This window comes from Streptomyces sp. NBC_01176 (assembly GCF_045039825.1).
Lineage (GTDB): Bacteria > Actinomycetota > Actinomycetes > Streptomycetales > Streptomycetaceae > Streptomyces.
The window spans coordinates 6,241,513-6,255,315 of record NZ_CP108600.1 but is presented as its reverse complement, the minus strand read 5'-3'; the positions used below and the strand labels follow the sequence as shown (position 1 = coordinate 6,255,315).

The 13,803-nt window shown below is 70.2% G+C and carries 10 protein-coding genes and 2 pseudogenes; 11 read left to right on the top strand and 1 reads right to left on the bottom strand.

All coding sequences use genetic code 11. The features are described 5' to 3' along the window. The first annotated feature begins 188 nt into the window (after positions 1-188). From OG199_RS27010 to OG199_RS26980, 7 genes are all read left to right on the top strand, one after another. Positions 189-758: a hypothetical protein gene (locus OG199_RS27010; protein ID WP_405831668.1), complete on the top strand. Its 570-nt coding sequence runs from the start codon at positions 189-191 to the stop codon at positions 756-758. A 170-nt stretch (positions 759-928) separates the two neighbouring features. After that, complete coding sequence (locus OG199_RS27005) at positions 929-1,240, top strand: DUF1876 domain-containing protein (protein ID WP_266699246.1); 312 nt, start codon at positions 929-931, stop codon at positions 1,238-1,240. 325 nt (positions 1,241-1,565) lie between these two features. After that, positions 1,566-2,555, top strand: coding sequence for a nucleoside hydrolase (locus OG199_RS27000; protein ID WP_401808619.1), 990 nt, complete (start codon positions 1,566-1,568; stop codon positions 2,553-2,555). A gap of 214 nt (positions 2,556-2,769) precedes the next feature. Next, positions 2,770-3,174: a hypothetical protein gene (locus OG199_RS26995; protein ID WP_356800921.1), complete on the top strand. Its 405-nt coding sequence runs from the start codon at positions 2,770-2,772 to the stop codon at positions 3,172-3,174. A 248-nt stretch (positions 3,175-3,422) separates the two neighbouring features. Then, a complete protein-coding gene (locus tag OG199_RS26990; RefSeq protein WP_405831666.1) occupies positions 3,423-7,139 on the top strand; it encodes a S8 family serine peptidase in 3,717 nt (1,238 codons plus the stop codon). Between the two features lie 358 nt (positions 7,140-7,497). Then, positions 7,498-9,645 carry an FG-GAP repeat domain-containing protein gene (locus tag OG199_RS26985; protein ID WP_405831665.1) on the top strand — a complete coding sequence of 716 codons (2,148 nt, stop codon included), beginning with the start codon at positions 7,498-7,500 and terminating at the stop codon, positions 9,643-9,645. An 809-nt stretch (positions 9,646-10,454) separates the two neighbouring features. After that, positions 10,455-10,841 (top strand): DUF5958 family protein, encoded by a 387-nt coding sequence (locus OG199_RS26980; RefSeq protein ID WP_405831663.1) that lies wholly within the window; start codon positions 10,455-10,457, stop codon positions 10,839-10,841. A gap of 79 nt (positions 10,842-10,920) precedes the next feature. On the opposite strand, the pseudogene OG199_RS26975 reads toward OG199_RS26980, so the two are convergent. After that, positions 10,921-11,004 (bottom strand): annotated as a pseudogene (locus OG199_RS26975) (GntR family transcriptional regulator); the annotation flags it as partial. A 286-nt stretch (positions 11,005-11,290) separates the two neighbouring features. On the opposite strand from OG199_RS26975, the gene OG199_RS26970 reads away from it, so the two are divergent. The 4 genes and pseudogenes from OG199_RS26970 to OG199_RS26955 all read left to right on the top strand — a co-directional run bounded on the left by OG199_RS26970 (position 11,291) and on the right by OG199_RS26955 (position 13,626). After that, positions 11,291-11,782, top strand: coding sequence for a hypothetical protein (locus OG199_RS26970; protein WP_405831661.1), 492 nt, complete (start codon positions 11,291-11,293; stop codon positions 11,780-11,782). A gap of 222 nt (positions 11,783-12,004) precedes the next feature. Then, positions 12,005-12,499, top strand: coding sequence for a hypothetical protein (locus tag OG199_RS26965; RefSeq protein ID WP_405831660.1), 495 nt, complete (start codon positions 12,005-12,007; stop codon positions 12,497-12,499). Between the two features lie 214 nt (positions 12,500-12,713). Beyond that, positions 12,714-13,061 (top strand): annotated as a pseudogene (locus tag OG199_RS26960) (IS5/IS1182 family transposase); the annotation flags it as partial. A 58-nt stretch (positions 13,062-13,119) separates the two neighbouring features. After that, the gene (locus tag OG199_RS26955; protein ID WP_405831658.1) at positions 13,120-13,626 is read left to right on the top strand and encodes a hypothetical protein; all 507 of its coding nucleotides are present in this window, start codon (positions 13,120-13,122) and stop codon (positions 13,624-13,626) included. The last annotated feature ends 177 nt before the right edge of the window (positions 13,627-13,803 follow it).

The window sequence follows — 13,803 nt, the reverse complement described above, 5'->3', positions numbered from 1 at the left end:
CATCCGGGGGCCGTGAGCCGGCGGTTCGGCGACCCCGCCGATCGCCGGGCCGTCACTGACCGTTGCCGGTCGGACACGTTCCCTGGGCGGACATGCGCCGCCGGCCGGATACTTCGCCGGCCGAACGCCCCGGAACGGGCCGGCGGCGCGAAATGGCAGGGTCCGGACCCTTTTGCGATCCTGGTCCGGTGGCACGTGATCCTGAACAGGTGGCACACCGCACCTGCGCGCACGGACCGGCCTCCGGACGGGACCCCGACCCCGGTCCGGACCCCGGTCCCGCGCCCGACGCGCCCCGGACCGACTACACGGGCGCGATCTACGGGTCGCTTCTGGCAGCTTCGGTGGTGGCCGGGGCCGGTGCGCTCGGCCCGCATCCGCGCGCGGAGCTCGTGGCCCTCCTGCTCTGCACCGGTCTGGTGTTCTGGGCCGCGCACGCCTATGTCCGGTTCGTCGGAAACCGATTGCGGCATCAGTCGGTGACCTGGCGGGAGATCCGCCAGGTGTGCGCCCGCGAGTGGCCGATCGTCCAGGCCGCGTTCCTGCCTGCCGTCGCCGTGGCGATCAGTCCCCTCCTGGGGCTCGGGGTCGAAGGGGCGGGATGGCTCGCGCTGGGCGTCGCCGTGGCCCAGCAGGTCGGCTGGGCCACGGTCACGGTCATCCGGGCCGGCGCCTCTACCGGCGCGGTGGCGTCCGTCGCCGCCGTCAACCTCGTCCTCGGTCTGATCATCGTGGCCGCCAAGGTCGCGCTCCACTGAGCGATCTGCTCCCGCGGCGCGATCTGCTCCCGCGGCCCGGCACACTCCGCGCACCGTCCACGACCGAGTGTTCGCATATCGCCCACCCCGTGCGGAGCCGGGCGAAGAAGCACACTCTGGAAGGAGGGCTGGGGTAGCAGGGGCTGGGGTCGGCCCCGGAGGTGATCGTGATGACGCAGACGACAGCAGACATGAAGCCGACACGACCGCAGGCACGGACCGCCGTCGGCTGGCACGTCGAGATGGAGTTCGAGGAGGACGAGCACCGCACGCGTGCCGCCGCCCTCCTACGGCTCGCCGACGGGAACGAGGTGCGCGCGCACGGGTACGCCAGCCGCCACCCCAGCGACTCGAACCAGCCGAGGGTCGGCGAGGAGGTCGCGGGAGCGCGGGCGCTCAACGAACTGGCGATGAAGCTGCTGACCAAGGCGCACGACGAGATCGACGAGGTCTCGGGCAGAACCTCGCATCCACTGCGGTGACGATTCGACTGGCGTGACGGTCCGGCGGGGCCAGGGCTTACGCGGGTGAGGAGTCGTCCACGACTGGCCGGCTGAGGACCTGGCCAGGTGAGGACTCGGCCGGGTGAAGGCTGGGGCGTGCCCTTTTCGGCGTGCTCTTTTCGGAGGACGCCCGCTCTTCCCGCAGGACGCGCGATGACCCGTGACCCGGTGACCCTGCGACGCGGTGATACGAGTGCCCCGGTGATACGAGTGACGCGCCCGTGGCGAGGAATGAACAGGGCGCCGGCCGCGGCCGATGGCGACGGCCGGCACCCGTCACCGCCTCGCTCCGGAAAGGGTCCGCATGCCCAAGAAGATCATCATCGACTGTGACCCCGGGCTGGACGACGCGATCGCCATCCTGCTCGCCGCCGGGAACCCGGACGTCGAGATCGTCGCCGTCACCACCGTCGCGGGCAACCACACCCTCGACAAGGTCACCCTGAACGCCCGTCAGGTCTGCACCCTGGCCGGCCTGCGCGGCGTACCCGTCGCAGCGGGCGCCGACCGACCCCTCGTCCGTGACCGGATCATCGCGGCCGAGATCCACGGCGAATCGGGCATGGACGGACCGGCCTTCATCGCTCCGGCCATGGAGGCCGACCCCCGGCACGCCGTCGACCTCATCGTGGAGACGGTTCTCACCCACCCCGGCGAGATCACGCTCGTCCCCACCGCGCCCCTGACCAACATCGCGCTCGCGCTGCGCCGGGAGCCCCGGATCGCCACGCTGGTCAAGGAGGTCGTCCTCATGGGCGGGTCGTACACCCGCGGCAACGTCACGCCCGCGGCCGAGTTCAACGTCCACGCCGATCCCGAAGCGGCCGCCATCGTCCTCTCGGCGGACTGGCCCGTGACCATGGTCGGTCTCGACCTGACGGCGCAGGCCGCCGCCACGCCGGACCTGCTGTACCGCATCGGGGCGCTGGGCACGCCGGTGTCCCGGTTCGTCGTCGATCTCCTGCACCGCTACAACGCCACCGTCGGCAAGGTCCACGGCACGACGGCCACGATCCACGACGCGTGCGCGGTCGGCCGGGCCATCGACCCCACCCTGATGGAGGCCGTCGAGGCCCATGTCGAGGTCGAACTGCGCGGCACGGCGACCTACGGGATGACCGTCACCGACTTCCGCGGCCACATCGGCCCGCCGAACACGCTCGTGGCCACCGAACTGCACACCGAACGCCTCTGGGACCTGCTCCTCCGCTCACTCGAGAACATCGCGGCCGCCACCCGGACGTCCATCTGGCCGGAGGCGAGCGACCCGAGCACGCGGAGCCGGGCGGGATGACCTTCGGAGGGAACACGAGAGGGCACGTCCGACGTCCGACAGGAGGAAACCACAGCCAGTACGGCCGCAGCGAGGTCGCTCGGCTCCCTCAACTCCTGGACGGCCGGCCCGAGCCCGGTTCCGGCGTACTCGATCTGTCCATGGCCGATGTACTCGGGCGGAGCTGAGTACGTGCGCTCTGGTCGGCGACGGAGTGAGCGGAAACGCTGGGGTCATGCGTGAAGGACCACTGAAACCTGTTCCCCAGTTGGTGTCGATCCTCCTGCTGGCCGGGGTGTCGCTGGCGGCGTGGGCTGCCTGGCTGGGCTGGGACCAGCATCGCGACGTACATCCTGACGGCACGACCACCGGTCCGTACGAGGCCTGGCAGGTGATCGGGCTGGTGCTGACCCTGCTGGCACCGGTGTACTGGGCGGCATCCCGGCGTCACCTCGCGGGCGCCGTGCTCGGCACCACGGCCGGCCTCACCGTTGCCGCCTCCTACGACTGGTCGGACGACTCCAGCGGCCTCTTCATGGTCGGCGTGGGGTTGGTCATGGCGGGAAGCCTCGTCGCGACCGCGGTCGTTGCCAAGATCGCCACTGCGAAGCGACAGGGCGGGCGGCCCCGGGGACATTGACGTCCGGGCAGGTGACGCAACCAGTGCCGGTGGGCGAGGGCACGCCCGTCGCACGGTCCCTCGACACGCCGAATTCATGGGGCGGTCCGCCGCCGGCCCCCCGGACGCGCGGTGGCCGCCGACCCCGTCCGCGCGCGGCGCAACTGCGCCATGGCACAAGAGTGACGTGCGCGACGCCTTGAACGACGGCGGGGGCGGCCGGAGGATCCAGTGATCTTTCGCTCTTCGCCGCGTCCCAGGAGTCTTCCTTGCCCAAGGTTCCCATCCCCCGGCCCGGCCCGATCGCCCTCGCCGTGGCGGCCGCGCTGACACTCGGCGTCATACCGGCGACCGCCGCTGTGTCCCCGTACTCCGCAGGTGAGGTGTCGCACAACGACGCCGGACACCGAACCCCCGGCGGTGCCGGCACCCACACCGTCACCCTGATCACGGGTGACAAGGTCACCATCGGGACCGCCGCCGACGGCACCGCCGTGCGCTCCTTCCAGGCCGCGAGCGGCGGAGCCACCACCGGCTTCCACCGCGCTGTCGTGGACGGCGCCACCTATGTCTACCCCGACGCCGCCCTGCCGTACGTGAGCGCCGGCAGACTCGACAAGCAGCTCTTCAACGTGACGCGGTTGATCACCGAGGGCTACGACGACGCGCACAGCTCCCGGCTGCCGCTGATCGTGCGCTACACCGACGCCGCCGCCAAGTCCCGCACCCGGGCGAAGATGGCCGGCTCGACCGACGTCCGCCGCCTGGACAGCATCCAGGGCGCGGCCCTCGCGCAGAACCACGAACAGGCACCGGAGTTCTGGTCCTCGCTCACCGGGGGTTCCGGCGCGGCGGCGCGGTCCGCGAAGCCGTCCTTCGCGGGCGGCGTCGCCAACGTGTGGCTCGACGGCAAGGTGAAGGCCGACCTGGCCGACTCCACCGCCCAGATCGGCGCGCAGAAGGTGTGGGCGGAGGGTGACACCGGCCAGGGCGTGAAGGTGGCGATGCTCGACAGCGGCGCGGACACCGAACACCCGGACCTGGTCGGGCAGGTGTCGGACAGCGCCAGCTTCGTCCCCGGCGAGGACGACATCGCCGACTACAACGGCCACGGCACGCACGTCGCCTCGACCATCGTCGGCACGGGCAGTGCCTCCGACGGCAAGGAGCGGGGTGTCGCCTCCGGCGCCCGGCTGGCCGTCGGCAAGGTGCTCAACTCCGAGGGCAGCGGCCAGGAATCCTGGATCATCGCGGGCATGGAGTGGGCCGCCCGCGACCAGAAGGCCAGGATCATCAGCATGAGCCTGGGCGGCGGCGGTGACAGGACCGACCCGATGAGCCAGGCCGTCGACGAACTCAGCCACGACACGGGCGCGTTGTTCGTGATCGCGGCGGGCAACGGCGGCCCGCACTCCATCAGCAGCCCCGGCGCCGCGGACTCCGCGCTGACCGTCGGCGCCGTCGACTCCACCGACACGCTCGCCGACTTCTCCAGCCAGGGCCCGCGTGACGGCGACGGCGGGCTGAAGCCGGAGATCACCGCGCCCGGCGTCGACATCGTCGCGGCGCGCTCGCACTACAAGCGCGGCTCCGGCTACTACACGACGATGAGCGGTACGTCGATGGCGACGCCGCACGTCGCCGGTGCCGCCGCGCTCCTCGCCTCCGCGCACCCCGACTGGACGGGCGCCCAGCTCAAGGAGGCGCTGGTCAGCAGTGCCAAGGCGACCCCGGCGTACACCCCGTACCAGGCGGGCGCCGGGCGTCTCGACGCGCTGGCGGCCGTGCACACCACGGTCTTCGCCACCACGACCGCCTACTCCGGCTTCCACACGTGGCCCCCGAAGCCCGGGGAGACCGACGTCCGGACGGTGACGTACACCAACGTCGGCGACGCCCCGGTCGGCCTCGGCCTGGCGGTCGACGGCACCGTCCCGGCCGGGTTGTTCAGCCTCTCCGCCGACCATGTCACCGTGCCCGCGCACGGCACCACCACGGTCACGCTGACCGCGGCTCTGGACAAGCTGGCGGGCGACCAGTCGGTCAGCGCCATGATCACCGGTACGGACGGCAGCGGAGCCGTCCGCGCCCGGACCCTGATCGGCGCGGCCCGAGAGGGCCGGCGGCAGAATCTGACCGTCGTCGCGAAGGACCGTGCGGGCAAGCCGCTGGCGGGCCGGGTCGTCCTCAGCGCCGAGCACCTCTTCTCGGTGATGGACCTCGACGCGTCCGGCACCGGCACGACGCGGCTGCCCGTCGGCAGCTACAGCGGCTGGCTCACCGGGGACGTGCAGGGCGCCGAAGGCCCGAAGTCGCTCGGCATGGTGCTGCTCGCCTTCAACGACGTGAACCTGGACCAGGACCGCACCGTCACGCTGGACGGCCGCAAGGCGCGCCGGATCCTGGCGCGCGTGCCGCAGCAGACCACCGCCGTCGCGCCGCGCCTGGACGCCCACCGGTCCTTCACCGACAGCCTGGTGGAGACGTCGATGCTGCCCAACCCGTCGTACGACAGCGTCTGGGCGCTCCCGACCGGCAAGAAGGTCACCGACGGCGAGTTCGAGGCCGGCGCCCGCTTCCGCCTCGAGCAGCCGGCGCTGACCCTGAGCACGAAGTCGACGACCTTCGACGACCCGCTGGTCAAGCGCGCGGCCACGCCGCTGCCCGCCGGTAGCCGGAACCTGACGGCGGTCTTCGCCGGCGACGGCACGGCCGGGGAGCTCGCGCGGCAGAACGTGCGCGGCAAGGCCGTCGTGGTGCGGGGCGCCGGCACGGAAGGGATCAAGGCGCAGGCGGAGGCCGCCGCGGCGGCCGGCGCCCGGCTGCTGCTGGTCGTCAACGACGGCGTCGGCCGTCTGCAGCCCTGGGACGAGGACCCCTGGAGCCCGCAGAGCCCGGCCCCGGTGACCGTGGCGACGCTCACCGCCGACCAGGGCGCGGAGCTGATCGGCTCGCTCCGGCACGGCGCGGTGTCGCTGAAGGTCACCTCGCACCCCACGACGGACTACGTCTACGACGTGGTGCACCACTGGACCGGCGCCGTCCCGGCGGACCCGACCTGGCGTGAGGAGCCCAAGGACCTCGGCCGGGTGAACGTCTCCTTCCGGAACTACCGGCAGGGCAAGGCCATGGAGTTCCGTCCGGACGTCTGGCGGGGCTGGGCCGTCGGCAACCAGCTCACGGCGCCCGCCCAGGGCGAGCGCACCGACTGGGTCACCGCCGGCACCACATGGCTGGACGACGCCTTCATCCAGGGCGAGACCGGACAGCACTCGATCGACCCGCTGCAGTACCCGGCGCGCAAGACCGGCAAGGTCAGCTGGTTCGGACCGATCCAGCGGCCCCGCATGGGCCCGGTGAACTACCAGCCCGTGCGCTACCTCGACACGATGTACATCACCGCGCCCGGCTGGGGCGACTCGGGGTCCGGTCACGTCGGCGACGCCGGCGCGAACTTCGACGTCAAGGACTGGATGTCGCTCTACCAGGGCGACCAGCAGCTCGACTGGGGCAACGCCGAGTACCTGCAGGTTCCCGGGCTCGGTGCGGAGCGCCTGCCCTACCGGCTGGTCCTCGACAACGACCGTGACGCCTGGGCGAACCCGTACTCGAGGCACACGCTGACCGAGTGGAACTTCACCTCCGCGGTCACCGGCAGCGAGTCGGCGGTGTCCCTGCCGCTGATCCAGCTCGACTACGGAGTGGACACCGACACGTCGGGCCGTGCCGACCGGCACGCCGGGCTGACGGTGACCGCCTCGCACCTGCCGGGCACCACCGCCGCCATCGCGAAGCCGTCCGTCGAGGTGTCGTACGACGACGGTGCCACCTGGCAGCGGACCGACCTGAGCCGGTCCGGTGACGGATGGCGGACGAACCTGCGCGCCCCGCGGTCGGCCGGCTTCGCCACCCTCCGGGTCGGCGCCCGGGACAGCGCGGGCAACACCGTCTCGCAGACGATCACCCGGGCCTTCGGCCTGCGCTGACGTCACACCCCGGGAGGTCACCCGGGTCAGCACCGCGTGGGCGGGACCGCAGCCGGCGGCCCCGCCCACGCGGCGTTCCCCGTAGGCAGACCCTGTGACCGTCTTCCTCCCGCATGGACAGCGAACGGTGGCCACAAAGGTCTTCGGGAGCCGCCTCGGGACTACGTCACGGTGCGGCTCGCGGACGACACCAGGGTCCGCCAGCCGCTCCGCTGGACGCGCTGGCCGAATTTCTCCGAGCAGGGCTCGGAAAACCCTCGCGTGGGCCGATCTTGGCTGATATACGCTGCGCCTGACTTGATCGAACAGATCGGCGAATCCGTGCCACCGGATACGCCCTGCCCGGGGGGGCATTCCCATGACTTCGCAGTTCCGCGCGGTGCTCGGCATCGCGCTCACTCCCGTCCTCGCCCTGGCGGCAGCGGCCCCGGCCGCGGCCACCGGCACCACCGCCAAGGCCACCGGCACCGCCCCGGCCACCGTCGAGACGCGCGCGCCGGGCCCGTGGGGCACCCGCACCCTGCACGCCCCGAACCCCGACCCCGTCTCCTCCTCGGGCGGGGTGAACGCCTTGGAGTCGGCCGGGAACGGCGCCCTCGTCTCCCTCACCGGCGACGGGCTCTCCCGTTCCACCCGGATCCGGCCCGCCGGCAGCACCCGCTGGCTCGCCCCGCAGACCTGGCCGGACGCCGGCGGGTCCAACACCGAGCTTGTCTCGCTCGGCGACGGCTCGGTGCGCCTGGTCTGGCGGGCCAAGCGTGCCGACGACCACAACAACTACTGGCTGAAGGTAGCCACCCTCGCGCCCGGCGCGACCGCCTTCTCCGAGCCCGAGTACGTCGCCGCGGTCCCCCAGCAGGGTTACCACCACCTGGCGGCGGCCCCCGACGGCCGGCTGGTCGCCGTGTGGTCGGTCTTCGGTGTCGTGAAGGCCGCCGAGAAGACCGGCCCGCGGGCCGCGTGGACCGCTCCGGCCGACCTCGACGAGCAGCCGCCGTCCGGCAGTCGGAACATTTCCAGCATGGACCTGGCGGTCGCCAAGGACGGCACCGCCCTGCTGGTGTGGCAGTGGCAGGCGAGCAAGGCCGTCGTCGCCCTGGAGAAGGCCCCCGGCGCGTCCGCCTGGACCGCGGTCCACGGCTTCCCCGTCCCTGGCGTGGAACTGGCGCGCCCGAAGGTGTTCGCTGATCCCCAGGGCGGCTTCGACGTGTTCTACGACGACACCACGCACCTCATGCACACGCGCCGGCCCGTCGGCGCCACGCAGTGGAGCACCCCGCGGTCCGCCGCCAACTACGGCAGCACGTACGGGATGACGGCGCCCGTCTACCTGCCCGACGGCGACCTCTTCGTCGCCGGCGGGCCCGGCTACTCGACCGGCCCCTGGTACGCGGTGCGCTCGGCGGCCACTGGCGCCTGGCAGCCGTACACGCAGCCCTTCTCCACGCACAAGAAGGTGCGCGCGGTCGACGCGGCCGCCACCTCGGGCGGCACGGTCACGGTGACGTGGCGGGAGGGCTACTCGAGCGAGGAGTACACGATGGCCGCCGTCTTCAAGGGCGGCACCTGGTCCGCCCCGCGGCGGCTGAGCGCGACGAGTGCCCAGTTCACCGGGGCGCCCCAGGTGGCCGCCGACGAGCTCGGCCGGCCCGTCGTGCTGTGGGACGAGTACAAGCGGACCGAGACGAACAGCTTCGTCCTGGACGGCGTCTACCAGGCCACCACCACCAGCCGCGCGTTGCCCAAGTGGCGTGACTTCACGGACGACGGCAAGGCCGACCTGTTCGGCCGCAACGGCACCGGGCTGAAGGTGTACGCGGGCGACGCGACGAAGCTGTCCGCGGGGCAGCGCGCGAGCAGCTGGCCGACGGGCACGCTCGTGCTGCCGTTCGGCGACCTCGACGGCGACCGCTGCAACGACGTGTTCGTCCGGTACCCGAAGGGCGAGGCCCGCGTCTACCCGACGATCTGCGGCGGGCTGCCCGACCAGCAGTCGTTCCACGTCAAGGTCTCCTCGGACTGGAGCGGGTACGACGCGGTCATCTCGCCCGGCGACGTGACGGGCGACGGACGGGCCGACCTGCTGACCCGGTCCGCCTCGACCGGGAAGCTGTACTTGTACGCGAACAACGGCGCGGGCGGCTTCAAGGCCCGCTCGCTCGCCGGGTCCGGCTTCGGCGGCTACAAGAGGCTGATGGCCGCCGGGGACCTCGACGGCGACGGCAAGAACGACCTGCTGGCCCTCGACGCGTCGAACGAGCTGTGGCGGTTCAGGGGGACCGGCGCCGGCACGCTCGCGCCCCGGTCGCTGGTCTTCAAGGACTGGGGCACCTCCTACAAGGACGTGGTCGGCGGGCTCGATCTGTCCGGGGACGGCCGGGCCGACCTGGTCTCGCTGGACAAGGACGGCCGTGCCTGGCTGAACCGGGGCAACGGCCACGGCGGATTCGACAACCGGTCGCAGGTCGGCAAGGCCACGAACTGGTCGGACATCCGCATCTCCTGACGGCGCGGATCCGGGAGCCACCCGGGACCACGGGGGTCCCGGGGGTCCCGGGGGCCGACTTCGCGTCTGTTCCCGGTTCCGGCGGCTCCGTCCGGACCGCCTCGACCCGGAAGGGCAGCGGACCGGCCGGGTCAGGCATCCGCGGTCGCACCGTGTCGCCCGGCCGAGCAGGGCACCGTCCACTTTTATGGACGCCGTTTCCCGCACAGGTGGCGGACTGGGCCGGCAACGAGCGTCCCGTTGCTCCTGGCGACCTACGCCCAGTGCGTCGACGGGCAGCTTCCTGACCTGAAACGGCGCCTCGAAGCCGCGGGAGATCTCCCCGAGTCGGCCGACGCGGGCTGAGGCTTCCCGCCCGAAAACTTCGACACGTATTCGACACGGCCACCCGCGAAAACCGGGTGCCAGCCGGACGACCCCGGCCCTTCCCCTTGATCATCGGGGAGGTGTCCGGGGCTTCGTCGGCCCGAGGGAAACATGCCCTGACCTGCAAAAAGCCCTCCCAAAGGGGAGGGCGGAGACTTGCGCCCCCGGCAGGACTCGAACCTGCGGCCAAGCGCTGAGAAGGCGCTTGGTGCGTCGCGCCTCACTCACAGGCTGACTGTGCCAACTCCTCGACTGGGCAGCCCAACGGACGAACGTCGACACGGATTCGACAGGCGGCTTCCTCGCCTGATGCCGAGCCCGTCACTGCACTCATCAGGGTTGTGCCATCAGGTCACGTGAAACCGGGCTGCTCGCGGGAGCTCTGGAGCGTAGCGTCAGCCCCGAAACCGTGGGGGTGGAAGCCTGTGTTGTACGCACACGAGGTGCTTCTGAACGAACTTGCACAGGGCCTCAGGCCGACAGCTGAGGGCGTCGAGTGGTTCGAGGGCCCATCGGAGGACGACCAGCGGAAGATTTTGCACGCGCTGGTGCTGTTCTGCGATCAGGCCCGCGCTCGCGAGGGCGACGTGCCGGAGAGCATCGCGCGTTCCGGCATCCGCCCGACTCATACGCCGGCGGTGATGCTCACGAACTGGCGCTTCGGAATGGACCAGTTGCCGACCTACGAACTCACGAGGTCATTCCGCCTGCTCGTCGCCCTCTTCACCATCGCCGACACCCGCAGGCGGACGCTGTACTGCGCCAAAGGGTGCGGCCACGCGTGGCACAACCTGCCGAGTCCGCCACAGGACGCGGCTGCGGACTGTTAACGGTTGATCGGGATCTCGTACACGATCTCCCGCGGCTCCGGCTGTTCCACGGCATGGCTCACCGTGATGCCGATCGCGGCCAATCGCCCTGCCTGCCCACGGCCTTCATGTCCGCGCGAAACGGGGACCCGTTGGGCTGCTCGCGCGCCGACGGCCGAATTATTGGTCGGTGTGGGCGCGTCGGGCGAAGGCGATGTCGACGTGCCCGGCCGGCTTGAGAGCACCCGCGGATCAGGTCGCGGACGGTGGCCAGACCGCAGGGGCGTTCTGGGCCCTAACAATACGCGTGCAATGGCCGCGCCTTCATGGCCCCGCCCGTGAATACCACCGTCCAACAATGATTTCAGGCCGTGCCGCGGCCGTAAATCGGCCAAGCCTTTGACCCGCCGCAGCGCCCTCGTAGAAGATCCCTCCTAGCCCTCGATAGCGGGGGTGGAAAAGGGGGAAACGTGAAAAGGTTTGGAAAGTCAATACTCTTCGGCATTTCGGGCGCCGCGCTTGCTGTTTCTAGCTTTTCCACCCCGGCAGCGGCCTACGGCCCTCAGAGCGGAACCGGTACCGATACCGTGGGCGAGGTCAGCGACGGCCTCATACCTGGGCAGCCCGTCATGCACGAGAGGGGTGATGGCGTCAACCCGCCAAAGGAATTGGGTGACCCCTCCGAGTGGGGCGTGGTAAAGCTGGAAATCAACGATTCGATCGCTGCTCAACTGAGAGGGAATACCTGCGAGAATGTGACTCATGGCAAATGGCGCTATGGGTATGACGTGGTGTCGGGCGGAAAGAAGTGCTATTCGAACTACATCGCGGATGTGACTCACAAGTCAACGGTCAGGGTCATCAACGTCGACCATTTCAAGTGGCTGGGTGGCGAAGGGGCAGACTTCCTACGCCAACCACACACAAGGTGCGGCATATACCTGCTATGCATATTACGATAACGCGTAAATTTGTCCGCAGTGATGAGGGTTGATCCCCCTCGGGCGGACCATTACTCCGGGCGCACACGGGTCCGGAGTAATGTCGCATTAGGGCCGGAAGGGGAGAGAGTGAATTTTTGGGGTGCTCGGGCCGCATCATTTGCGATGCCACTCGGGCTTGGCTTGTTGCTTGGCCTGATGGGGCCTACCGCTGAGCATTGGGGCGGCCGTCCAGGCGCGGCCGTGGGCGCCGTTTTCACCGGTGGGTGGCCGTGGGCCTGTTACGCGTTTCTGGTGGGTTATTTCCGCCGATCTAAAATCGAATCGGTTGTTCTCGCGCCTCTGGGGCTGGCTATCGGTGTCGTGACCTACTACCTGACCAAGGAAAGCCTGGCCTCCTTGGGTGGACTGGATTCCTCAGGTGCGGGGTCATCCGGAATTGTCCTCTGGGGTGTGCTGGCATTCTTCTTCGGAGCACCTCTTGGGTTCCTGGGGAACCTCGCGCAGGTGCCAGGCGTCGGCGGCCTGTTCTTCCGGCTGCTTATTCCCCTTGCGGCTTTTTATGAGACTTCCATGCGTCTGAAGGTGGAGTCGCGCGGGCCGAGTCAGGTTGTTCTGGGTACCTGGACCACCGTTCGGTTCACGGCTGTTGCCGTTGCGGTCGCTCTGGTGGGCCACACGGTCTGGGGTTGGTGGAGGTCTCGCCGTAATCGTTCCGCCGGGGTGGGCGTTGGCTAAAGACTGTCCCGTAATCCCCAGTGGATCAGCGCGCGGTGTCAGATGCGATGCATCGCAAGGCGGAGGGTCGTCCTCATACGGGGTGTATTCGGGCGATCCGACAACGCGGCGAGGTGCCGTAGCTGTCGTCGTGCGCCTGCCGGGCATTGCGGGACAGCTGTGTTTCAGCGTGACCACTGATCGAGTGACAACGTAACCGTCCGCAACAGCCCTGTTGGTTTCCTTACCTGCCGCACTCGACCTACCCCGTGCCCTGTTTCGTGGGTCACCATGCTCATCGTCACCCGCAAGGGTGACCGCCGCTGCAAGCTCCCACCGCACCAGCGCGCTCTGTCGGTCTGGTCACCTGCTCCGGCACGACACTCTCGCGCAGCTCGCCACCGGCTTCGGCACCTCCGTCGGCACCGCCCACGCCTGCACGACCGGGGTGATCGCCCTGCTCACCGACCGCGCGCCCGGCCTACTGCGCGCGCTACGCGAAGCCGACCCCGACTACATCTTGCTGGGCGGCACCCCTGCCATGGGCGACCGGGTCGGCGACAGCCGATCCCATTACGGGAGCGCGGGCCCGGCCGGGGGCCGGGCCGCGCGCGGGGAGCGGAGCGAGCCGCCTTGATGAAGTGGGGAGAGTCTTATCCCGCTGGAGCAGGAAGGGTCGGCGACGACTGTGGACCGACACCGGAGAGATCCACGAGGAACGCGACCTGAAGGGGCGTGCCGAGGGCGAGACACACAGCGCGCCGGGGCATCCGGCACTGACCCGCGTCCTGCGGGAGCACATCGATGACGAACGGCTCAAGCCCCGCGACCTGCTCTTCCAGGGAAAGAACGGCGGCATTCTCGCGGGCTTGGTGATCCGCCGGGCATGGCGCGGCGCGCGGAAGGCCGTCCTGCCCCCGCACGTCTTCGAGTCGCCCACGGGGAGGCGCGTGTACGACAACCGGCACACGCGCCTGACCAAGTGGCTGAACGACGGGATTCCACCCGCACAGGTGGCGGACTGGGCGGGCAACAGCGTCCCAGTGCTCCTGGCGACCTACGCTCGGTGCGTCGACGGGCAGCTTCCTGACCTGAAACGGCGCCTCGAAGCCACGGGAGATCTCCCCGAGCGACCCGACGCGGGCTGAGGGCTCCCGCCCGAAAAACTTCGACACGTATTCGACACGGCCACCCGCGAAAACCCGGTGCCAGCCGGACGACCCCCGGCCCTTCCCCTTGATCATCGGGGCGGCGTCCGGGGCTTCGTCGGTCCGACGGAAACATGCCCTGACCTGCAAAAAGCCCTCCCATAGGGGAGGGCGGAG